This is a genomic window from Cupriavidus sp. NPDC089707 (assembly GCF_044748965.1).
Taxonomy (GTDB): domain Bacteria; phylum Pseudomonadota; class Gammaproteobacteria; order Burkholderiales; family Burkholderiaceae; genus Cupriavidus.
In genome coordinates this window covers 92,949-114,992 of record NZ_JBIVHB010000012.1, presented here as the reverse complement: position 1 = coordinate 114,992, position 22,044 = coordinate 92,949, and the positions used below count along the sequence as shown (strand labels likewise).

Below are 22,044 nucleotides of genomic sequence, written 5' to 3'. Positions count from 1 at the left end.
GTGTCAGCCGCGCAGCGCGGCCACGAGGCCCGCACGGACTTCGGGCTTGTCGGCAAAGGGATCGCCGGGGTTGCGCGGCCCGACGATGTCCTCGAAGCGCTGGCGCACCGGCGCCAGTGCCTGCGGATGCGAATAAATATAGAAGCTATCGGCGACGATGGCATCGAAGGTCTTCTGCGCCACCTCGGCGGCGGTCAACTTGCCGGAGCCGACGGCCTTGTCCGACAGCGCCTGCGACACCAGCTGCGAACGCGTCGGCGGCACCTGGTTGGCCAGCTCCGCGGGCCGGTTGCGCTGCGACTGGTTGATGCCGGTGGGCACGAAGTACGGACACAGTACCGAGCAACGCACCTGCTCGGTGACCAGGCCCAGGTCCTGGTACAGCGTTTCCGACAGCGACACCACAGCGTGCTTGGATACGTTGTACACGCCCATCGCAGGCGGGTTCAGCAAGCCTGCCATCGACGCGGTGTTGACGATATGGCCCTGGTACGACGGGTCCTTCTCCGCGGCGGCCAGCATCAGCGGCGTGAAGATGCGCACGCCGTGGATCACGCCGTAGAGATTGACGCCGAGCACCCATTCCCAGTCCTGCAGCGAGTTTTCCCAGAGCAGTCCGCCGGCACCCACGCCGGCATTGTTGAACAGCAGGTTGACCTGCCCGAACGCTTCCATCGCGGCGTCGGCCAGCGCCTGCACCTGCTCGGCGCGCGACACGTCGGTGCGCAGCCCGATCACCGGCACGTTGCGCGCCTTGAATTCGGCCACCGTCGCGTCCAGCGCGTCCTCCTGCACGTCGGCCAGCACCAGCTTCATGCCGAGATCGGCGCCGATGCGGGCGAATTCCTTGCCAAACCCCGAAGCACCACCGGTGATGACGGCTACCTTGTTGGAGAAATCCTTCATGTTGTCTGTCCTGTCGCGTGAAATCAGTAGGAGGATGGCCGCGCGCAGCGGCGCAGCGCAGCTGCCGGTTCAGGCAGCGCGCTGCACCTGGTAGCCCTGCCGCGGGAAATGCACGTTGAGCGCGCCGGCGCGCGGGTCCTGCCGGCGCAGCGTGACGCGGTGCGGGCCCAGTGCCAGCAACACGCCGGCCACGGGGTCGCGCGCGTAGTCGGTGGGCGTGACCGTAACCGGGTCGCCCGGCTGCAAGCCATCGGCGTCGCGCACGCCTTCCTCGAGCGCCAACGGGTCCGCGCTGCGCGCCATGCCGATGGCCTGCTCGCCGTCGATCACGTGAGGGCGCCCGTGGCCGAACGTATTCATGCGCGCATACCAGGCCTGCAGCCTGGGATAGGCCTCCAGCATCTGCGCCAGCGCGCCGGCGCGGCGGATAAACCAGAGGTTGTGGTACAGCGAAAAGTCCGCGACGGACAGCAATGGCCCGGAGACATGCTCCACGCCTGCGGCGAACTGCGTTTCGAGCCTGCCGAAGGTTTCGTGCAGCTGCGCGGTGGCCTCTGGCAGCGGCATGCGCAGCGCGTTGGTGTCGCCGCGCATGGCCTTGCGGTCAGCGACAAATGCCTGGATCTGCGCCGGCGACAGATGGCCCAGCATGCTGGCGACACCGGCTGGCTGAAACACGTGGGTCACCGCAGCGGTAAACAGCGCACTATCGAACCAGGCCGCCATCACGCGCGCCGCCGCGGCCTGCGCGGGCGGATACAGCGGCGGTGACGGCGCCAGCGTGTCGACGACTTCGCAGATCAGTGCCGTGTCGCAATAGATATCGGCGCCGACCTGCATCACCGGCGTGCGCCGGTAGCCGCCGGTCAGCGACAGCAGGTCGGGCTTGGGCAAAATGGCGGGGATTTCCACCGCCTGCCACGCCAGGCCCTTGGCGCCCAGCAGCAGCCGTATTTTTTCCGAGAACGGCGACGTTGCGTACTGGTGAAGGATGATGTCTGCCATGCGTGCCACCTCACGGTTGTGGATCGACTGCAGGGATAGCCGCCATGCGGCGGCCGCATTGCAACGCTTTCCGGTAGCCGCTCAGTCCAGCAGGTCGGGCTGTTCCTTGACGATGCGCGCATACAGCGGCTGGAACTGGAACCAGCCCGCCTGCGCGGTGCCGACGATCGAATACGCCTGCCGTGCGGCAGCATCGGCAATCACCTTCAGCGGCGCCTGCGTGCGCGCCGCGGCCGCTTCGGCCAGCAGCTGCACCTGGCAGGAACGCTCCATCGTGATGAACCACCACGCGGCTTCGTCCACGGTCTTGCCGACCGTCAGCAGGCCGTGGTTCTGCAGGATCGCGGCCTTGTTCTGCCCGAGCGCGTTGGCGATGCGCTGGCCCTCGTCCAGCTCCACCACCACGCCGCCAAAGTCGTCATAGACCGCGTGGTCGTTGTAGAAGGCGCACACGTCCTGCGTCAGCGCATCGAGCGGGCGGCCGAGCGTCGACCAGGCGCGGCCATAGGTGCTGTGCGAGTGCGCGGCGGCGACTGCGTCGGGACGGGTCTGATGCACGCGCGAATGGATCGCAAAGGCCGCGGCATTGACCGGGTAGTCGCCCTCCACCACGTCGCCGTGGTGGTCGCAGCGGATCAGGTTCGAGACCTTGACCTGGCTGAAATGCACGCCGAACGGATTGACCCAGAAGGTGTCGGGAAACTCGGGGTCGCGCGCGGTGATATGGCCGGCCACGCCCTCGTCGAAGCCGAATTTCGAGAACAGCCGGAAGGCGGCGGCAAGGCGCTGCTTGCGATGCAGGCGCTCTTCGCCCGCGGTGGCGAACTGTGGCGGCCGCGGCAGGTTGCGGTAGCGCGCCTTGACCTCTTCAGGCAGGCCGGCGCCGATATCATCGCTTGCGGCTTGCTGGACTTGCGGAACTTGCGGGGCGTTCATGGGTGTCTCCTCCTCATTTTTTGCCTGCGTTGTCCTGCGCGGCACGCCCGTGGGGACACGGCGTGCCGGTGCTGCGCTCAGACCAGCTTGACCAGCTGCTTGCCGAAGTTCTTGCCCTTGAGCAGACCCATGAAGGCTTCCGGCGCGCTCGCCAGGCCTTCGGCAATGCTCTCGCGGAACTTCAGCTTGCCCTGCGCGACCGCGGTGCCCAGCTCCTTCAGCGCCTGCGGCCACACCTCCATGTGCTCGGAGACGATGAAGCCCTCGATGGTCAGGCGCGAGACCAGGATCAGCTGCGGGTTCTTCAGCGGCAGCGGCTGGCCGTCATAGCCGGCGATCATGCCGCACATGGCGATGCGGCCGAAGGCGTTCATGCGCGACAGCACCGCGTCGAAGATCTCGCCACCGACGTTCTCGAAATAGCCGTCGATGCCGTCGGGCGTGGCTTCCTTGAGCATGGTGTAGAGCTCTTTCGGGTCTTTCGCCGCCTTGTAGTCGATACAGGCATCGAAGCCCAGCTCATTGACCACGTAGTCGCACTTGTCCTTGCCACCGGCAAAGCCCACCGCGCGGCAGCCCGCCAGCTTGGCCAGCTGGCCCACCACGCTGCCGACCGCGCCCGACGCGGCGCTGACCGCAATGGTCTTGCCCGCCTTCGGCTGGATGATCTTGTTCAGCCCATACCACGCGGTCACGCCCGGCATGCCGACCGAGCCCAGGTACGCCGACAGCGGGATATGCGTGGTATCGACCGGCTGCAGGCCAGTGCCGTCGCTGACGCCCATTTCCTGCCAGCCGAACATGCCGACCACCTTGTCGCCCGGCTTGAACTTGCTGTTCTTGCTTTCCACCACTTCACCGACGGTGCCGCCGATCATCACCTCATTGAGCGGCTGCGGCGCGGCATACGACTTGCTGTCGTTCATGCGTCCGCGCATGTACGGGTCGAGCGACAGGTAGTGGTTGCGCACCAGCACCTGGCCGTCGGCGATCTGCGGCACGGGCACTTCTTCCAGCCGGAAATTTGCCGGCGTCACCGCGCCCTCCGGACGAGAGGCCAGGACGATGCGCTTGAACGTGTTGGACATGGTCGGATTCCTTCCATTGGGAGATGGGAACTGCATGGAAACTGCTAGGAGCTGCTATGTGGGGCACCTGCCGCCCCGCGCTGTCCTGGCGCCGGCGCTCAGCCGTCGGCGCCGGTATCGGTTTCGCCCGGGCGCTGTGGCGGCATGCGCCGGATGTACTTGAACGTGCCCGAGCCGCGCGCCACGGTCTTGCCGTCGGCATCGACGATCTCGGCCTCGCAGAACACCATGGTGGTGGTGCGGTGCACCGTGGTGCCGCGCGCGGTCAGGTGGCCGCGGCCCGGCGCCATGAAGCTGCTCTTCATTTCGATGGTGACCACGCCGCGGCCATCGGCATCGCCGCTGCGGCCGGCCACCGCCATGGCCACGTCGAGCAACGTCATGATCACGCCGCCGTGGGCCATGTCCCAGCTGTTCTGGTGGCGCTTTTCGACCGGCAGCGAGATCTCGCTGCGCCCGCCCTCGGCCAGGCTGCAGGTCACGCCAAGGTCGGAAAGGAACGGGATATGGCTCAGGGAGCCGGTGTACTGGTTCATGGCAATGCGAGTCGAAGTGGGGGTTGGAGAGGCGCCGGCGGCAGCCTGCCGCCGGCGCCGATCCCGCATTATTGCCGCAAACGCCGGCAGTCGCTCACAGCGCGCTCAGACCGCGCTGACGCCGCCGTCGACCGCCAGGATCTGCCCGGTGATGTGCTTGCCGGCATCGCTGGCAAACAGCAGCGCAGCGCCCTTGAGGTCTTCGTCGTCGCCCAGGCGGTGCAGCGGCACGCCGGCGCACATCGCATCGACGCCCATGCGCTCGAGCGAGCCCTTGGTCATCTTCGACGGGAAGAAGCCCGGCGCCAGCGCGTTGACGGTGATGTTGTGCTCGCCCCACTCGCCCGCCAGCGTGCGGGTGAAGTTGACCACCGCGCCCTTCGAGGTGTTGTAGGCGATGGTCTCCATCGACCCCGGCGGATTGCCGGCCAGGCCCGCGATCGACGCCACGTTGATGATGCGGCCGTAGCGGCGCGGGATCATCGACAGCTTGCCGATGCGCTGGCTCAGCAGGAACAGGCCGCGGATATTCAGGTTCATCACCTTGTCCCACGCTTCCACCGGATGGTCCTCGGCCGGCGCGCCCCAGGTGGCGCCGGCGTTGTTGACGAGGATGTCGACGTGGCCAAGCTTTGCGATCGCTTCGTCGGCGAGCCGCGCGATCTCGGACTCCTGCGAGCCGTCGGCGGCGATCCAGTCGGCCTCGATGCCGAGGCCCTTCAAATGTTCCTGCGCCGCGCGCAGTTCGTCGGCCTTGCGGGCCGACAGCACGATTCGCGCGCCCTGCTCGCCCAGTGCCTCGGCGATCTGCAGGCCAAGGCCGCGCGAGCCGCCCGTGATCAGCGCGGTCTTGCCCTTCAGGTCAAACAGTTGCTGGATGGTGCGCATGTGTCTCTTCCTTCCTTGTCTTTGAATCGGTAGTAAGCGGGTCAGAACCAGCGGTCAGAACCAGGCGTCCTGCATGTCCAGCGTGGTGCGATCGAGCGATGCCAGCAGGTCGAGCTGAGGGCCGACCCTGGGCAGTTCGAAGCGGAAGAAGTACGCCGCCGCGGCCAGCTTGCCGCGATAGAAGTCCTGGTCTTCCTTGCCGCTCGCCTGCGGCAACGCGGCTTGCGCCAGCAGTGCCTGCTCCAGCCAGATCCACGCGACCACCACGTGGCCGAAGGCTTCGAGGTAGACCGAGGCGTTGGCGAGCGTCACGTTGGAATCGCCAGCGCTCCACAGCGTTTGGGTCACTTCTGCCAGACGCTTGGTTGCGGCGCCGAGCGCGCGCGCCTGTTGCGCCAGTTCCGCATCGTCCGCGGCCAGCGCGCGGCCGATGGTGCCCTGCACGCGCTCGCCGAGCAGCTTGAACGCGGCGCCATCCTTCATCACCACCTTGCGGCCCAGCAGGTCCAGGCCCTGGATGCCGTGCGTGCCTTCGTGGATCGGGTTCAGGCGGTTGTCGCGGTAGAACTGCTCGACGTTGTATTCGCGGGTATAGCCGTAGCCGCCATGCACCTGGATCGCCAGGTTGTTGGCCTCCAGGCACCATTGCGACGGCCAGCTTTTTGCGATCGGGGTCAGGATGTCGAGCAGCAGCGCCAGGCGCGCGTGCGCTTCCTGGTTACCGGCGGCGGCAGCGGCTTCCTCTTCGTCAACCAGCCGCGCGCAGTACAGGTTCAGCGCCAGGCCACCTTCGACATAGCTCTTCTGTGCCAGAAGCATGCGGCGGATATCGGCGTGCTCGACCAATTTCACCTGCGGGCTGGCAGCGTCCTTGCCGCCGGGGCCAACCGGGCGGCCTTGCGGACGGTTGCGCGCATAGTCCAGCGCATGCAGGTAGCCGGTATAGCCCAGCATCACCGCGCCCAGGCCCACGCCGATGCGCGCCTCGTTCATCATGTGGAACATGCAGGCCAGGCCCTTGTGCGGCTCGCCCACCAGGTAACCGATCGCACCGGCCTTGCCACCCGGCTGGTACTTCATGCCCTCGCCGAAGTTCAGGAGGCAGTTGGTGGTGCCGCGGTAGCCCATCTTGTGGTTCAGGCCGGCAAGCACCACGTCGTTGTGCTCGCCCAGCGAGCCATCCTCGTTGACCAGGTACTTGGGCACGATGAACAGCGAGATGCCCTTCACGCCCGGGATCAGCTTGCCGTCCGGGCCGGGGATCTTGGCCAGCACCAGGTGGACGATGTTGTCCGACAGTTCGTGCTCGCCGGCGGAAATCCACATCTTGTTGCCGCGCAGCCGGTATTGCGCGCCCAGCGGCGATTCGCCTTCATACTCGGCGCGCGTCGTGATATCCGACAGCGACGAGCCCGCCTGCGGCTCCGACAGGCACATGGTGCCGAAGAAGCGCCCTTCCATTTCCGGCTTGACGAAGGTCTCGACCTGCGCCGGCGTGCCGTGCGCGAGCAGCAGGTTGGCGTTGCCGATGGTCAGGAACGGGTAGGAACTGGTGCCAACGTTGGCGCCCTTGAAGTAGGCAAAGCCGGCTTTCTCTACCACCACCGGCAGCTGCATGCCCCCCAGTTCGTAGTCCTGCCCGGCGGCCATCAGGCCGGCCTCGCAGAAGGCCTTCAGCGCGGTGCTGACCTCGGGGATGATGCTGACGGTCTCGCCGTCGAATTCGGGTTCGTGCTGGTCGTTCTTCTTGTTGTGCGGCGCGAACAGGTCGGTGGCGATCTTCTCGCAGGTATCCAGCGCGGCATCGAAGGTCTCGCGCGAGTGGTCGGCGTAGCGCGGAATGCGGGTCAGCTCGTCGACCTTGAGCCATTCGTACAGAATGAAGTTCAGGTCGCGACGGGAAAGGATCATCGACATGGTGTCTCCAGGCGGAGCGCTGCGTGGCGTACCGCGAATTCTTTTTTCTTGCTGGTGCGCCCGAGGCTGAGAGAGAACCCAGTCGAGAGAGCGTGGCCTCGGAGCGATGTTGAGCTTGCAGAAACGGCTGGCTTGGGATGACTACGAGCCTGCTCCCTCTCCCGCTTGCGGGAGAGGGTTGGGGAGAGGGCCAGCATCGCCATGAAGTGATGCACGTCGGTACTGCGAACTCCCGCCCTCTCCCCCGGCCCCTCTCCCGCAAGCGGGAGAGGGGAGCAAACAAGCGGCCAGTCGTTACAGCACCTCGAACAGACCCGCCGCGCCCTGCCCACCACCGATGCACATGGTCACCACCACGTACTTCGCGCCGCGGCGCTTGCCTTCAATCAGCGCATGGCCGACCAGGCGCGCGCCCGACACGCCGTACGGGTGACCCACCGCGATGGCACCGCCGTTGACGTTGAGGCGGTCCATCGGGATGCCCAGTGTGTCGGCGCAGTACAGCACCTGCACCGCGAAGGCTTCGTTCAGCTCCCACAGGCCGATGTCTTCGACCTTCAGGCCGGCCTTCTTCAGCAGCTTGGGCACCGCGAAGACGGGGCCGATGCCCATCTCGTCCGGCTCGCAACCGGCCACGGCAAAGCCGCGGAACACGCCCAGCGGCTGCAGGCCGCGGGCCTCGGCCACGCGCGCGTTCATCACCACGGCCGCCGAGGCGCCGTCCGAGAACTGCGAGGCATTGCCGGCGGTGATCACGCCACCCGGCACCGCGCTGCGGATCTTTGCCACGCCTTCCAGCGTAGTGTCGGCGCGGATGCCTTCGTCGCGGTCGATGGTCACTTCCTTCGTCACCAGCTGGCCGGTGGACTTGTCGGCGACGCCGGCAAGCACCGTCATCGGCACGATCTCATCCTTGAACTTGCCGGCTTCCTGCGCGGCGGCGGCACGCTGCTGGCTGCGCACGCCGTATTCGTCCTGGCGATCCTTCGAGACGTTGTAGCGCTTGGCCACGTTCTCGGCGGTCTGCAGCATGTTCCAGTAGATTTCCGGCTTGTTCTTCACCAGCCAGCTTTCCTGGACCATATGGCGATTCATTTCCTGCTGCACGCAGGAGATGCTTTCCACGCCGCCGGCGACGAAGATGTCGCCCTCATCGGCGATCACCCGCTGTGCGGCCATGGCGATGGTCTGCAGGCCCGACGAGCAGAAGCGGTTGACGGTGGCACCGGGTACAGTGACCGGGCAGCCGGCGCGCAGCGCGATCTGGCGCGCGATGTTGGCACCGGTGGCGCCTTCCGGGTTGGCGCAGCCCATCAGCACGTCTTCCACTTCGCCGGCTTCGATCTTGGCGCGGGCGATGGCGTGCTGGACGGCGTGACCACCCAGCGTGGCGCCGTGGGTCATGTTGAAGGCACCCTTCCAGCTCTTGGCCAGAGCGGTCCGTGCGGTGGATACGATGACTGCTTCGTTCATGTCTTGCTCCTCGGAATCTCTTGTGTCTTTCAGTTCGGTGGTTCGGTTCAGCCCTTGCCTTGCAGGACGTCGGCGGACATGACGCGTACTACGCCGGCGGCGCCGAGGTCCTGCCATGCCTTGGCCAGCGACCCTTGCAGGTCGATGGCGCGGCATGCATCCTCGATCACCGCGGCCTCGAAGCCCGCGGCGCGAGCATCAAGCGCGCTCCATGCCACGCAATAGTCCGTCGCCACCCCGGCGCAGAACACGCGCTTCACGCCATGCTCGCGCAGGTAGCCAGCCAGCCCGGTGCGCGTGGTGCGGTCCGCCTCAAGGAAAGCGGAGTAGCTGTCCACGTCGGCATGGTGGCCCTTGCGGATCACCAGCCGTGCATGCGGCACGTGCAGGCCCGCATGCAGCGCGGCGCCCGGCGTGTCCTGCACGCAGTGCACGGGCCACAGCACCTGCTCGCCATATGGCAGCGTAAGCATCTGGAACGGCTGCGTGCCGGCGTGGTTGGCCGCGAACGAGACGTGCGCGGCCGGATGCCAGTCCTGCGTCACCACCACATGCCCGAACGCGCGCGCCAGCCGGTTGATGACGGGCACCACTTCATCGCCGTTGGGCACCGCAAGCGCGCCGCCCGGCATGAAGTCGTTCTGCACGTCGATCACCAGCAGGCAATCGTCCGGTCCGATGGTGGTGTTCATGGCCGCTCCTGGCTGAACCCTGATGGCGTCTTAGCCGTTAAAACCCTTGCCTTCGTCCGCCAGCTTCTGCAGCAGCGGCGCGACCTGCCAGGCTTCGCCGTGGTAGCCCTTGGCGTAGCGCTTCATCGACAGCGCCACGTTGTACAGGCCGACCTGGTCCGCGTACAGCATCGGGCCGCCGCGGAACAGCGGGAAGCCGTAGCCGGTCAGGTACACCATGTCGATATCCGAGGCCTTGGAAGCAATGCCCTCTTCCAGGATCTTGGCGCCTTCGTTGACCAGCGCGAACACCAGGCGCTCGACGATCTCTTCGTCCGAGATCTTGCGGCGCGTGATGCCCAGGTCCTTGGAGTGCTGCACGATCATGTCGTTGACCTGCTGGTTCGGGTACGGCTTGCGGTCGCCCGCCTTGTAGTCGTACCAGCCCGCCCCGGTCTTCTGGCCGTAACGGCCCATCTCGCACAGCAGGTCGGCGGTCTTGGAGTACTGGATCTCCGGCTTGTCCACCGCGCGGCGCTTGCGGATGGCCCAGCCGATGTCGTTGCCGGCCAGGTCGCCCATGCGGAACGGGCCCATGGCAAAGCCGAACTTCTCGATGGCCTTGTCGACTTGTTCGGGCAGCGCGCCTTCGTCCAGCAGGTAGCCGGCCTGGCGGCTGTACTGCTCGATCATGCGGTTGCCGATAAAGCCGTCGCACACGCCCGACACCACCGCGGTCTTCTTGATCTTCTTGCCGACCTGCATGACCGTGGCCAGCACGTCCTTGCCAGTCTTCTCGCCGCGCACCACTTCCAGCAGCTTCATCACGTTGGCCGGGCTGAAGAAGTGCATGCCGACCACGTCCTGCGGACGCTTGGTGAACGAGGCGATCTTGTTGACGTCCAGCGTGGAGGTGTTCGAAGCCAGGATCGCGCCCTGCTTCATCACTTCATCCAGCTTCTTGAAGACGATTTCCTTGACGCCCATTTCCTCGAACACGGCTTCGATGACCATGTCGGCGTCCTTGATGTCCTCATAGGACAGCGTGGTCGAGAGCAGGCCCATGCGCTGCTCGACCTTCTCCTGGGTCAGCTTGCCCTTCTTGGCGCTGTTCTCGTAGTTCTTGCGGATGATGCCCACGCCGCGGTCCAGCGCTTCCTGCTTGGTTTCCAGGATGATGACCGGGATGCCCGCGTTCAGGAAATTCATGCTGATGCCGCCGCCCATCGTACCGGCGCCGATCACGGCAACCTTCTCGATCTTGCGCACGGGGGTGCCTTCGGGCACGTCGGGGATCTTGCTGGCGGCACGCTCGCCAAAGAAGGCGTGGCGCAGTGCGCGCGATTCCGGCGTGGTCACCAGGAACAGGAAACCCTCGCGCTCTTCCTTCAGGCCTTGCTCGAACGGCTTGAGCGAGCCGGCCACCGCTTCCAGGCACTTCAGCGGCGCCGGGAAGTTCTTGGCCATCGCGGCCACGGTGTTGCGGGCAAAGCCCAGGTAGCCTTCCGGATTCTCGTGGCGCACCTTCAGGTCGCGCACCTTCGGGTGCGGGCCGCTGGCGGCGCCGACGTTCTGCGCGAACTTGACCGCCGCGGGCAGCACGTCGCCCTCGACGATCTCATCGAACAGCTTGGTGCCCGCAAACTTCTCGGACAGCACCGGGGTGCCCGACACGATCATGTTGGCGGCGGCCTCCAGGCCGATCACGCGCGGCAGGCGCTGCGTGCCGCCGGCGCCGGGCAGCAGGCCCAGCTTCACTTCCGGCAGCGCGATCTGCGCGCCCTTGGAGGCCACGCGGTAGTTACAACCCAGCGCCAGTTCCAGGCCGCCACCCATGGCGACCGAGTGCAAAGCGGCGACCACCGGCTTGGACGACGCTTCCAGCACACGGATCACCGAGTGCAGCGTCGGCTCCTGCATGGCCTTGGGGGTATTGAATTCACGGATATCGGCGCCGCCCGAGAATGCCTTGCCGGCGCCGGTGATGACGATGGCCTTGACGGCGGCATCGTCCAGCGCACGGGTCATGCCTTCGACGATGCCAAGACGGGTGCTGTGACCCAGGCCGTTGACAGGGGGATTGTCGAGCGTGATGACGGCTACGCCGTCCTGAACCTGATACTGCGCTGTCATGCTGGTTCCTTTTGCTAAAGGTTGTCTCGGGATTCGAATTCTCGAATTATTGTTTTGCTGCTGGCCGCGGTCCGCGCGGTTCAGGGTAAACCCGCCGCAATCCCGCTTCCCACAAGCCTTCCGGCGCTTGGGCGAAACAAGCATACACAAAATAGCACGGTCGTTCAATTTCTATTTCGCGGGTTTCTGGGTGGCATGCGTGGGGCGAATTTCGGCCTGTACCGTGGTGCATGGAAGGCTGGGGTTGGGCTTGCGGGAGACCGTTACCGATGGCGCATCAGGCACATGGGTGGAATGTACCGAGCGCTGGCTCTGGGTTCAGTATGGGATTTAAATCGGCCTTGATGCGGGGGATTTGCAATGCCTGTGGTGCTGGCCGCTGGTGGGCGGTTCAACCGCCGACAGCGTGTCACCAGCAGTCGACTACAAAAAGGACCTCCACCACACACCAACAAAAACGGCCCGCCGCCCGTCAAACACGAGCAACGGGCCGCAGGCCAAGCGCAAAGACCAGCTTAGAACTTGAAGTTGGCAGTCAGCATCCCAAACCGCCCAGCACCCAGCGCACCGTAGTGGGTATGCGCCTTGGTGTAGTAGGTCTTGTCAAACAGGTTCTGCACATTCAACTGCAACGACAGGTTCTTATTGACGCGGTAAGCGGCCATCAAGTCAAAGCGCCAGTACGACGGCACATACAACGAGTTGGCCGGATTGGCATAGACCTTGTCGACATAGTACGCACCACCGCCAACCGTCAGCGCCGGCAGCACCTGATAGGTGGTCCACAGGCTGAAGCTGTTCTTAGGCGTGTTAGGGAACTGATTCCCGTTGTTGGCCGCGTTAGCAGCCTGCGGGCCGTTATCGATCAGTTCGCTGTTCAAGTACGTATAGCCGCCGAACAGACCCCACTTGTCAGTCAGGTTACCGGCAAAGCCCAACTCGAATCCCTTCACACGCTGCTTGCCGGCATTGACCGTGGTGTTGGCATCGATCGCCACACGAGCATTGTTCTTCTCGATCTGGAAGATCGCACCAGTCAGCGACAGGCGCTTGGCCAGCAGATCCCACTTGGTGCCGATTTCCACCGAACGCGCGGTTTCCGGCTCCAGGTTGCGCTGCGCCGCCGTGATGTTGTCGGCGCCGTCGCCGTTGGTCGAACCCGGCGGCGTCGACGAGGTGCCGTACGACACGTAGATGCTGCCGAACTCGACCGGCTTGTAGACCACGCCAGCCTGGTAGTTAAAGAAGTTCGACTTGTTGCGGATGTCCACCTGCGCTACTGCCGCGCCGGTATTCGGGTTGGTGTAAGCGTTGGTGAAGGCGTGCGTGTCGTAGCTGTCATAGCGAACGCCACCGTTGACCATCCACTGCTTGGTGATCTCGACCGTATCGAACAGGTAGACCGAGCGCGTGCTGGTGGTGGTGTTGGTGGTGTACGGCATCTTGGTGATGCTGCCGCGCCACGGGTCGTTCGGGTTCGGATTGGCCAGCGACGTGCAGTCGAAGCTGGCTACCAGCGATGCATTGCAGGTACCGGCCGCGGCCGCGGGGTTGGCCGAGACGACGTTGTAAGGCGTGTTGTTGGTATCGTCGCGGCTGAACTCGAAGCCGAACAGCACGCTGTGCTTGAGGCTGCCGGTATCGAACTTGGCGGTCAGGTCGGTCTGGTTGGTCAGCGTCTCGGTGGCGGAGTCGCGGCTCTTGAAATTGCGCCAGACAAAGCCGCGCGGCACGTTGCCGCGGCTGTCGTCAGGGTTGGTGACGATGTAGTCGTTGCTGGCCCGGCCCCAGCGCGTGGTGTTGCTGAACACCAGGCCGTTGCGGAAATCATGGCTGACCGTTGCCGTGGCGATATCGCTCTGCGTTTTCTGGAAATCGCGGCCGGTCAGGCCGTAGAAATTGTTGCGGTCGACGTTCGCGGGCTGCGACGGGTTGGCCTTGGACGACTGGCTGGCGGGGCGCGAATACGGAATGCTGTAGTCCGGCATGCCGTTGCCCTGCAGATGGTAGTACGACAGCGTGACCTTCGTATCGGACTTCATGCCGAACGTCACCGACGGCGCAAAGCCCCACGAATTCTGGTCGACTTCGTCGCGGCCCGGCACGTTGGCGGTGTACCCCAGCGCGTTCAGGCGCACGGCGGTATTGTCGTTGATCACGTAGTTGCCATCGGCCGTGGCGCGGAAGTACGAGTCCGTGCCCACGCCGATCGAGCCCTGCGCGAAGTTCTCGGCCTGGGGCAGCTTCGACACGATATTGATCATGCCGCCGGCCGAGCCCTTGCCGCCGAAGGCCGAGCTGGGGCCCTTGATGACCTCGATGTTCTCGATGTTGAAGGTGTCGCGGGTCTGCGAAGCGGTATCGCGCACGCCGTCGACATAGATGCTCGACATCGAGTCAAAACCGCGGATGAAAGGACGGTCGCCGATCGGGTTGCCGCCTTCGCCGGCGCCGAAGGTGATGCCCGGCGTGGTCCGCAGCGCGTCCTGCAGCGAGTTGGAGCCGGATTGCTGGATCACCTCGGCCGGCACCACGGTGACGGACTTGGGCGTATCGAGCAGCGGCGCGGTGAACTTGGGCGACTGCGCTTCTTCCACCTTGTAGCCGTCCTCGCGCTTGCTGGTCACGGTGACCCGTTCCAGCGTCACCGGCGCAGCCTGGCCGGCGGCGGCGGCAGGCTGGCTCTCCTGCGCCGATGCACCCTGCATGGCAAACGCTGCGACGGCACCTGCCAGTGCTGCGGCGAGCGGGGTCAATTCAAACGATTTCTGATTTCCCTTCACGGTCTTGCCTTCTCTGTGTTGTCTTGTAGTTCTTGACGCGAACAAGCGTGGTCATGAAGACAAACCCAAGGAAGCACTACACCGTCGCCCGTGAATCCAGTCATCCATCCCCGGCGGGCGATTATAGGTACACCGAAATCGAAGCACAAATACGAATCATTCCCAATTCGGAATTAAGGCAAATTTACAACAGTGTTACAAAATGACTTGTCAACGGATTGAATTTGAGTACTCAACAGCACAAAGGAGGCGCCACCGCCACAAACGACGAACACGCCACTTCATCAGACGCCTTCTCCTGTTGAACGTGAAAGCACACCGGCGTTACGACCCCCGCAGCGCCGGCGCAAACGCTAGACCTCCAGCCACTCCTTGCGGATTTGCGAATTCGCCTTGAGCTCGCCGGGCGTGCCCTCGAACACGATATGCCCGTGTCCCATGACATAGACCCGCTGCGAGATATCCAGCGCAATCGCCAGCTTCTGCTCGATCAGCAGCACGGAGACGCCCCGCTCCTTCAGCGCCTTCAGGTAGTCCCCCACCAGCGCCACGATCATGGGCGCCAGCCCTTCCGTGGGTTCGTCGATCAGCACCAGGTCGGGATCGCCCATCAGCGTCCGGCACAGCGTCAGCATCTGCTGCTCGCCGCCGGACAACACGCCCGCCGCGGTGTTCTCCCGTTCCCTGAGCCGGGGGAACATGTTGAACATGTCCTCCACCGACCAGCGCGGCTTGGGCTGCCGCGGATTGCGCTTCTCGCCCAGCAGCAGGTTCTGCCGTACCGTCAGGGTCGGGAAGATATCCCGGTTCTCCGGCACGTAGCCGATGCCGAGATGCGCGATCTCGAACGTCCGCCGCCCCAGGATCTCCTCGCCGCGGAACTTCACCGAGCCTTCGGCCTTGACCATGCCGAGGATGGCCTTGGCCATGGTCGAGCGCCCGACGCCATTGCGCCCCAGCAGCGCGACAATCTCGCCTTCGTCGATATGCGCATCGACGCCGTGCAGGATATGGCTCTTGCCGTAGTAGGCATGCAGGCCCGTGACTTCCAGCATCCGCTTGCCCATCAGTGCGCTCCTTCGGTGGCGTCTTCGTCCAGCGTGGTCCCCAGATAGGCTTCCTTGACCTTGCGGTTGTTGCGGATCGCCTGCGGGGTATCGGTGGCAATCACTTCGCCGTAGACCAGCACCGAAATGCGGTCGGCCAGCCCGAACACCACGCTCATGTCGTGCTCCACCATTACCAGTGTCTTGCCGACGGTGACCTTGCGGATCAGCTCGACCGCATGGTCGGACTCGGAGCGGCTCATGCCCGCCGTGGGCTCGTCCAGCAGGATCACTTCGGCGCCGCCGGCGATGGTGATACCGATTTCCAGCGCACGCTGCTCGGCGTAGGTCAGCAAACCCGCCTGCGTATTGCGCCGGTGCTGCATGCCGATCAGCTCCAGCACCTCATCGGCCCGCTCGCGCGCATCGCGCAAACCTGTCAGCCGATGCCAGAACGAGTACTTGTACCCGAGCGACCACAGCACCGCGCAGCGCAGGTTTTCGAACACCGACAGCCGGTGGAAGATGTTGGTGATCTGGAAGCTGCGCGACAGCCCCATGCGGTTGATCACGAACGGCTGCAGCCCGCCGATCTCTTGCCCGTTCAGGCGCACCGTGCCGCTGGTGGGCGCGAAGCGGCCCGAGATCAGGTTGAAGGTGGTGGACTTGCCCGCCCCGTTGGGCCCGATCAGCGCGTGGCGCTCGCCCTTCGGGATGCTCAGGTTCACGCCGCGGATGATCTCCGTCTGGCCGAACTTCTTGCGTACCTCGGTCAGTTCCAGTGCCGCCGTCATGCCGTGCCTCCCGCGATCTCCGCCTGCACTTTGTCCCATTCCGCGCGCGACGCACGCACCGTCAACCGCCATCCGGCCAACCCCACGGCCCACAGCACGGCCGCCACTGCCCATGGCGTCCACGTCGCGGCGTCGAAGCCCACGCCGAACAGCTTCATGGCGGTGCCATTGGCGCTGTCGACCTGCACCTTGTAGACCAGCTCGACCGTCACGATCATCGCCAGCAGCAGCACCACGCCAGCCGCGCCGGCCTTGGCGTACGACGGCAGCATGCGGCGCAGCTTGCCCTTCGCCACCAGCGGCAGCTGCATCAGCAGCAGGCTGGCCAGGCCACCCGGCACGAACATCACCATCAGCACGAAGAACAGGCCCAGGTACAGCAGCCATGCCTTGGTCAGGTCCGACAGCGCCACCGCGAACAGCATGAACACCACCGCGCCGACGATCGGCCCGAAGAACACGCCCGCACCGCCGATGAACACCGCCAGCAACACGCCGCCGGAGCGCACCGCGCTGACGTTCTCGGCCGAGACAATCTCGAAGTTGATCGCCGCGAGCGCACCGGAAATCCCGGCGAAGAACGCCGACAGCACCAGCACCAGGTAGCGCACGCGCTGGGTGTTGTAGCCGATGAACTCGACCCGCTCGGGGTTGTCGCGCACCGCGTTGGCGATACGGCCCAGCGGCGTCTGCGTCCACGCGTACATGGCCACCATCGACACCAGGCACCACATCGCGATCAGGTAGTAGACCTGTCGCCCGGGCCCGAAGGTGAGGCCCAGGAACGGGTCGCCGACCACGCGGTTGGTGGAGATGCCGCCCTCGCCGCCGAAGAACTCAGGAAACATCAGCGAGCTGGCAAACACCATTTCGCCAATACCCATGGTGATCATGGCAAAGGTAGTACCGGCCTTCTTGGTCGTGACATAGCCGAAGATCACGCCGAAGAACGCGCCGGCCAGCCCGCCCACCAGCGGCAGCATCGACACCGGCAGCCAGACCTTGCCGGCGCCGACCATGTTCAGCACGTGCACGGCAATGAAGGCGCCCAGCCCGGAATACACCGCATGGCCGAACGACAGCATGCCGGTCTGCCCGAGCAGCATGTTGTACGACAGCGCAAAGATGATCATGATGCCCATCTGCGACATCAGCGTGATGGCGAAGCCCCCGGTAAACACCAGCGGCAGCACCAGCATGATGAGAATGGTCAGGCTCCAGATCACCCAGCGCGCCAGGTTCAGCGGGCGGTAGCGCAAGGTGCGGCCAGTCACCACCGGCTCGCGCGGTTGTTGCATTGCTTGCTCCATGGCGTCAGCTCTCCCGGGTTCCCATCAGTCCACGCGGGCGGAAGATCAGCATCACCACCAGCAACAGGTACGGCAGCACCGGCGCCACCTGGGCCACCGTGAGCTTCCACAAGGCATAGAACGGCGTGGCTTCGCTGACCGCCATGCCAAGGCTGCGCAACAGCCCCGCGAGCGATGCATCGATCGTGACCGCAAAGGTCTGCAGCACGCCTATCAGGATCGACGCAATGAAGGCCCCCACCAGCGAGCCCATGCCGCCGACCACCGCCACCACGAACACGATCGACCCTACGGCCGCCGCCATCGACGGCTCGGTGACAAAGGCATTGCCGCCGATCACGCCGGCCAGCCCCGCCAGCGCGGCGCCCCCGCCGAACACCATCATGAACACGCGCGGCACGTTGTGGCCCAGCGCCTCGACCATCTCCGGATGGGTCAGCGCGGCCTGGATTACCAGGCCGATGCGGGTGCGCGTCAACACCAGGTAGATGGCCACCAGCATGCCCAGCGACACCAGCATCATGAAGGCGCGGTATTTGGGGAAGGTTGAGGTGAACACGTGGAACAGCGGCCCTTCCAGTTCGGCCGGGATGCGGTATGGCACCGCGGCCAGTCCCCACACCAGCTTGACGCCCTCTTCGATCAGATAGGCCAGGCCGAAGGTGAACAGCAGCTCGGCCACGTGGCCGTACTTGTGCACCGTGCGCAGGCCAAAGCGCTCCACCAGCGCGCCCGCGCCCGCGACCAGCAGCGGCGCAAAGATCAGCGCCGGCCAGAAGCCAACCTTGGTGGCGATGGTGTAGGCGAAATACGCGCCCAGCATATAGAAGCTGGCGTGCGCGAAATTGAGCACGCCCATCATGCTGAAGATCAGGGTCAGGCCCGACGACAGCATGAACAGCAGCAGCCCATAGCTGATGCCGTTGAGCAGGGAGATGACAAAAAATTCCACAGCGTGTCCTTCAAGCTGGTGCCGCCGCAGTGGCCACAGTCACGTTTGGTCGGCATCCGTCCGGCTGGATTGGGGTGAGCGTCCCCCTTGCGCAGGGCGCATGGCGCCCCGGACGCTACCGCGATCGATCCAGAAAGACCGAGAGTATGCAGGATCGGGCCGCCACGCTGTCACGCTGTATCACGCTGCGTGTCATCGTGGCCGGCCCGCCATGGACAGGATCAGCCCGGCCGCTTCATCTGGCAGGACGTCGGCTGCGCGGACACGTACTGGTCCATCTGCGCGTTGGTCTTCCAGCCGTACCCGGTGTTCTCCTGGTCGTACTTGATTTCCTTGCCGTCGATCTTGGTCCAGGTGGCCACCACCAGCGGCTGCTGGGCCTGGTGGTCGGTATTGCGCATCTCGACCAGGCCGTTCATGCTGTCGACCTTGATGCCTTCCAGCGCCTTGGCCACCTTGACCGGGTCGGTCGAGTTGGTGTCCTTGAACGCCTTGGACAGCATGGCGATGCCGGTATAGGACGCCATCACGTAGAAGTCATCGTTGTACTTCTTCTTGAAGCCCTCGATGACGTCGGAGCCCTTGAACCCCTTGTTGTTGGGGTTGTAGTAGCCCACGTACTTGACGTGCTCGGCGCCGGCCGCACCCATGGCGGTCGGCACGCCGGTGGTGCCGGCGTAATAGGTGTAGTAATTGGTCGCCAGGCCGGCGTCCTTGCCCGCCTTGATCAGCAGCGCCAGGTCGCTGCCCCAGTTGCCGGTGATCACGGTATCGGCGCCCGAGGCCTTAATCTTGGCCGCATACGGCGCAAAGTCCTTCACCTGCGCCAGCGGGTGCAGGTCTTCACCCACGATCTGGATGTCCGGGCGCTTGCGCTTGAGGTAGTCCTTGGCCGCCTTGGCCACCTGGTGCCCGAACGAGTAGTTCTGGTTGATCAGGTAGACCTTCTTGACGTTGGGGTCCTTGGCCAGGAAGGTGGTCAGCGCCTCCATCTTCATGTCCGAGTTGGCGTCGAGGCGGAAATGCCAGTAGTTGCACTTGGCATTGGTCATGTCCGGGTCCACCGCAGCGTAGTTCAGGTAGATGATTTCCTTGCCCGGGTTGCGCTCGTTGTGCTTGGCCACCGCATCCTGCAACGCCAGCCCGACCGACGAGCCGTTGCCCTGCACGATATAGCGGATGTTCTGGTCGATCGCCTGCTTCAGGATGGTCAGGCTTTCCTGCGGCGACAGTTTGTTGTCGAAGCCCACCACCTCGAACTTGTGCGCGCCGGCCCAGCCCTTCTGGTTGGCCACGTCGGCCACGTACTGCCAGCTCTTGAGCTGGTTCTGCCCAACGGGGGCCATCAGCCCCGAAAGCGGATCGATGAAGGCGATCTTCACCGTATCCGCGAGTGCCGAACCCGAAACCAGCGCAGAACCCATTGCGGCGAACATGGCCACACCTGCCACCAGCGGACGCATCTTGGTCATACTGTCTCCTTCACTCTTGTCGTTGGCTTGTCGTTGGCTTGTCGTTGATTGCGGCCGGCGGCGTGGCGCCCTCCTGTTCGCGCCATACAGCCGGCCCCGGCAGCGCCATGCCGCAAGCAGGCACGGCGTACCGGATGCTGCCCTGCCGGCCTCAGGCAGCCGGCAGCTTGTAGTCCTTGAACTGTTCGCGCAGCTTGAGCTTCTGCATCTTGCCGGTGGCGGTCAGCGGAATCTCGGTGACAAAGGCGACATCGTCCGGGATCCACCACTTGGCGACCTTGCCCTCGAAGAACTGCAGCAGTTCCTCGCGCGTGACTTCGGCGCCGGGCTTCTTCACCACGACCAGCAGCGGGCGCTCGTCCCACTTGGGGTGGTAGGCCGAGATGCAGGCCGCCATATGCACCGCGGGGTGCGCGGCGGCGACGTTCTCGATGTCGATCGACGAAATCCATTCGCCGCCGGACTTGATCACGTCCTTGCTGCGGTCCGTGATCTGCATGAAGCCGTCTTCATCGATGGTGGCAACGTCGCCGGTCGGGAACCAGCCGTCGACCAGCGGGTTGCTGTCGTTGCGGTAGTACCGGTCGATGATCCACGGCCCGCGCACCATCAGGTCGCCGAAGGCCTTGCCGTCCCATGGCAGTTCCTTCCCTTCGCCGTCGACGATCTTCATGTCGACGCCGTAGATCACGCGCCCCTGCTTCTCCAGGATCTTGTGGCGATCGGCATCGGAGAGTTCGTCATGCTTGGCCAGCAGCTTGCACGAGGTGCCCAGCGGCGACATCTCGGTCATGCCCCAGGCGTGGATGACCTCCACGTCCAGCGCCTCGAGCGCGCGGATCATCGCCGGCGGCGCGGCCGAGCCGCCGATCACGGTGCGATGGAAGGTGGAGAACTTCAGGTTGTTCGACTGCACGTATTGCAGCAGGCCAAGCCACACCGTCGGCACGCCCGCGGAGAAGGTCACCTTCTCCTGCTCGAACAGTTCATACAGCGACGCGCCGTCGAGCTTGGCGCCCGGGAACACCAGCTTGGCGCCGACCAGCGGCACCGAGTACGGCAGGCCCCAGGCGTTGACGTGGAACATCGGCACCACGGGCAGGATCACGTCGCGCGCCGAACAGCCAAGCGCGTCGGGCAGCGCCGATGCGTACGAGTGCAGCACGGTGGAACGGTGCGAATACAGCGCGCCCTTGGGATTGCCGGTGGTGCCCGAGGTGTAGCACAGGCTCGACGCGAGATTCTCGTCGAACTGCGGCCATTCGTAGTTGCCGTCCTGCGCGTCGACCAGTTCCTCGTAGCAGAGCAGGGGCACCTTGGACTCGGCCGGCATGTGGGCGCGATCGGTCATCGCGACCCAGCCTTTCACGTTGGGGCAATGCGGCGCGACGCCCTCTACCAGTGGCAGGAAGGTCAGGTCGAAGAAGACATAGCCGTCTTCGGCGTGGTTGACGATATAGGCGATCTGCTCGGGGAACAGGCGCGGGTTGATGGTATGGCAGACGGCGCCCATGCCCGACACGCCATAGTAGACCTCCAGGTGGCGGTAGCCATTCCACGCCAGCGTGCCGACGCGCTCGCCCTGTTGCACGCCCAGCGCGCCGAGCGCCTGCGCCACCTTGCGGGCGCGCAGTTCGCAATCGCGGTAGGTATAGCGGTGCAGGTCGCCCTCGGTGCGGCGCGAAACGATTTCCGCAGACCCGTAATAACGGGCGGCGTGCTTGATGATGGAGGAAATGAGCAGCGGCGCGCTCATCATTTGACCCATCAATGCCATGAAACTGCCTCCTGAAGTCTGGTGGATCCGTCTAAAAACGAACAACCGTACTATTTTTTGGCGGTTGTTCGCGTGCCTCGAAACAGCGTCACTGCGATTCTGTTGTGCACTGCCGTACTGCCGGGGTGAAGCCGTGTGGTGAAGCCGTGTAGTGAAGCCTTGGTAATCGGGGCCGCAATTCTGCGAAATCCATGCACCGGATTCATGTGCGCATTGAAGGAGGGAAATAACTGCGCGGTGCCTGGCGGTCTCACCAGATGTGAGCCGTTGAGGACGTACAATACTGCGTGGCATGTTGCACCTCAACATGTCGTTTTCCCTAGCCATCCACGCATTCCCGTGCCCTCGTCATGCGGC

Annotated in this window: 17 protein-coding genes; all 17 read right to left on the bottom strand. The window is 64.7% G+C overall.

Annotated elements, in window-relative coordinates; all coding sequences use genetic code 11:
- Window positions 1-3: 3 nt before the first annotated feature.
- On the bottom strand, window positions 4-906 hold the full coding sequence (locus ACIP1U_RS19915; RefSeq protein ID WP_400318244.1) for an SDR family oxidoreductase: 903 nt from the start codon (window positions 904-906) through the stop codon (window positions 4-6).
- A 69-nt stretch (window positions 907-975) separates the two neighbouring features.
- Window positions 976-1,911, bottom strand: a complete 936-nt coding sequence (locus ACIP1U_RS19910) for a glutathione S-transferase family protein (protein ID WP_400318242.1) — start codon at window positions 1,909-1,911, stop codon at window positions 976-978.
- A gap of 81 nt (window positions 1,912-1,992) precedes the next feature.
- Window positions 1,993-2,847: a class II aldolase/adducin family protein gene (locus ACIP1U_RS19905; protein ID WP_400318239.1), complete on the bottom strand. Its 855-nt coding sequence runs from the start codon at window positions 2,845-2,847 to the stop codon at window positions 1,993-1,995.
- 77 nt (window positions 2,848-2,924) lie between these two features.
- The gene (locus ACIP1U_RS19900; protein WP_116378597.1) at window positions 2,925-3,935 is read right to left on the bottom strand and encodes an NADP-dependent oxidoreductase; all 1,011 of its coding nucleotides are present in this window, start codon (window positions 3,933-3,935) and stop codon (window positions 2,925-2,927) included.
- Window positions 3,936-4,033: 98 nt separating this feature from the next.
- The gene (locus tag ACIP1U_RS19895) at window positions 4,034-4,471 is read right to left on the bottom strand and encodes a PaaI family thioesterase (protein ID WP_400318236.1); all 438 of its coding nucleotides are present in this window, start codon (window positions 4,469-4,471) and stop codon (window positions 4,034-4,036) included.
- Window positions 4,472-4,576: 105 nt separating this feature from the next.
- Window positions 4,577-5,359 carry an SDR family oxidoreductase gene (locus ACIP1U_RS19890; protein ID WP_029048195.1) on the bottom strand — a complete coding sequence of 261 codons (783 nt, stop codon included), beginning with the start codon at window positions 5,357-5,359 and terminating at the stop codon, window positions 4,577-4,579.
- A gap of 54 nt (window positions 5,360-5,413) precedes the next feature.
- Entirely contained in the window at window positions 5,414-7,276 is a 1,863-nt protein-coding gene (locus tag ACIP1U_RS19885) for an acyl-CoA dehydrogenase (protein WP_400318233.1), read from the bottom strand.
- A gap of 294 nt (window positions 7,277-7,570) precedes the next feature.
- Window positions 7,571-8,749, bottom strand: coding sequence for an acetyl-CoA C-acyltransferase (locus tag ACIP1U_RS19880; protein WP_400318230.1), 1,179 nt, complete (start codon window positions 8,747-8,749; stop codon window positions 7,571-7,573).
- Window positions 8,750-8,796: 47 nt separating this feature from the next.
- The gene (gene pncA, locus ACIP1U_RS19875) at window positions 8,797-9,441 is read right to left on the bottom strand and encodes a bifunctional nicotinamidase/pyrazinamidase (RefSeq protein ID WP_400318227.1); all 645 of its coding nucleotides are present in this window, start codon (window positions 9,439-9,441) and stop codon (window positions 8,797-8,799) included.
- A 30-nt stretch (window positions 9,442-9,471) separates the two neighbouring features.
- Entirely contained in the window at window positions 9,472-11,553 is a 2,082-nt protein-coding gene (locus ACIP1U_RS19870; RefSeq protein ID WP_400318225.1) for a 3-hydroxyacyl-CoA dehydrogenase NAD-binding domain-containing protein, read from the bottom strand.
- Between the two features lie 515 nt (window positions 11,554-12,068).
- On the bottom strand, window positions 12,069-14,261 hold the full coding sequence (locus tag ACIP1U_RS19865; protein WP_400318463.1) for a TonB-dependent receptor: 2,193 nt from the start codon (window positions 14,259-14,261) through the stop codon (window positions 12,069-12,071).
- Between the two features lie 428 nt (window positions 14,262-14,689).
- Complete coding sequence (locus tag ACIP1U_RS19860) at window positions 14,690-15,403, bottom strand: ABC transporter ATP-binding protein (RefSeq protein WP_400318222.1); 714 nt, start codon at window positions 15,401-15,403, stop codon at window positions 14,690-14,692.
- Window positions 15,403-16,176, bottom strand: a complete 774-nt coding sequence (locus ACIP1U_RS19855; RefSeq protein WP_029048188.1) for an ABC transporter ATP-binding protein — start codon at window positions 16,174-16,176, stop codon at window positions 15,403-15,405. Before ACIP1U_RS19855 ends, ACIP1U_RS19860 begins: the two co-directional genes overlap by 1 nt.
- On the bottom strand, window positions 16,173-17,486 hold the full coding sequence (locus tag ACIP1U_RS19850) for a branched-chain amino acid ABC transporter permease (RefSeq protein WP_400318219.1): 1,314 nt from the start codon (window positions 17,484-17,486) through the stop codon (window positions 16,173-16,175). Before ACIP1U_RS19850 ends, ACIP1U_RS19855 begins: the two co-directional genes overlap by 4 nt.
- 4 nt (window positions 17,487-17,490) lie before the next feature.
- A complete protein-coding gene (locus ACIP1U_RS19845; RefSeq protein ID WP_400318217.1) occupies window positions 17,491-18,438 on the bottom strand; it encodes a branched-chain amino acid ABC transporter permease in 948 nt (315 codons plus the stop codon).
- A gap of 221 nt (window positions 18,439-18,659) precedes the next feature.
- Window positions 18,660-19,910 carry a branched-chain amino acid ABC transporter substrate-binding protein gene (locus tag ACIP1U_RS19840; protein ID WP_400318214.1) on the bottom strand — a complete coding sequence of 417 codons (1,251 nt, stop codon included), beginning with the start codon at window positions 19,908-19,910 and terminating at the stop codon, window positions 18,660-18,662.
- Window positions 19,911-20,061: 151 nt separating this feature from the next.
- The gene (locus ACIP1U_RS19835; RefSeq protein WP_400318212.1) at window positions 20,062-21,687 is read right to left on the bottom strand and encodes a 3-(methylthio)propionyl-CoA ligase; all 1,626 of its coding nucleotides are present in this window, start codon (window positions 21,685-21,687) and stop codon (window positions 20,062-20,064) included.
- Window positions 21,688-22,044: the final 357 nt, after the last annotated feature.

Coding starts and splice junctions, on each gene's coding strand:
- ACIP1U_RS19900 (WP_116378597.1), bottom strand. CDS start 3,935: ATGTCCAACACGTTCAAGCGCATCGTCCTGGCCTCTCGTCCGGAGGGC.
- ACIP1U_RS19905 (WP_400318239.1), bottom strand. CDS start 2,847: ATGAACGCCCCGCAAGTTCCGCAAGTCCAGCAAGCCGCAAGCGATGAT.
- ACIP1U_RS19885 (WP_400318233.1), bottom strand. CDS start 7,276: ATGTCGATGATCCTTTCCCGTCGCGACCTGAACTTCATTCTGTACGAA.
- ACIP1U_RS19870 (WP_400318225.1), bottom strand. CDS start 11,553: ATGACAGCGCAGTATCAGGTTCAGGACGGCGTAGCCGTCATCACGCTC.
- ACIP1U_RS19840 (WP_400318214.1), bottom strand. CDS start 19,910: ATGACCAAGATGCGTCCGCTGGTGGCAGGTGTGGCCATGTTCGCCGCA.
- ACIP1U_RS19915 (WP_400318244.1), bottom strand. CDS start 906: ATGAAGGATTTCTCCAACAAGGTAGCCGTCATCACCGGTGGTGCTTCG.
- ACIP1U_RS19890 (WP_029048195.1), bottom strand. CDS start 5,359: ATGCGCACCATCCAGCAACTGTTTGACCTGAAGGGCAAGACCGCGCTG.
- ACIP1U_RS19895 (WP_400318236.1), bottom strand. CDS start 4,471: ATGAACCAGTACACCGGCTCCCTGAGCCATATCCCGTTCCTTTCCGAC.
- ACIP1U_RS19855 (WP_029048188.1), bottom strand. CDS start 16,176: ATGACGGCGGCACTGGAACTGACCGAGGTACGCAAGAAGTTCGGCCAG.
- ACIP1U_RS19880 (WP_400318230.1), bottom strand. CDS start 8,749: ATGAACGAAGCAGTCATCGTATCCACCGCACGGACCGCTCTGGCCAAG.
- ACIP1U_RS19910 (WP_400318242.1), bottom strand. CDS start 1,911: ATGGCAGACATCATCCTTCACCAGTACGCAACGTCGCCGTTCTCGGAA.
- ACIP1U_RS19835 (WP_400318212.1), bottom strand. CDS start 21,687: ATGGCATTGATGGGTCAAATGATGAGCGCGCCGCTGCTCATTTCCTCC.
- pncA (WP_400318227.1), bottom strand. CDS start 9,441: ATGAACACCACCATCGGACCGGACGATTGCCTGCTGGTGATCGACGTG.
- ACIP1U_RS19865 (WP_400318463.1), bottom strand. CDS start 14,261: ATGCAGGGTGCATCGGCGCAGGAGAGCCAGCCTGCCGCCGCCGCCGGC.
- ACIP1U_RS19850 (WP_400318219.1), bottom strand. CDS start 17,486: ATGGAGCAAGCAATGCAACAACCGCGCGAGCCGGTGGTGACTGGCCGC.
- ACIP1U_RS19860 (WP_400318222.1), bottom strand. CDS start 15,403: ATGGGCAAGCGGATGCTGGAAGTCACGGGCCTGCATGCCTACTACGGC.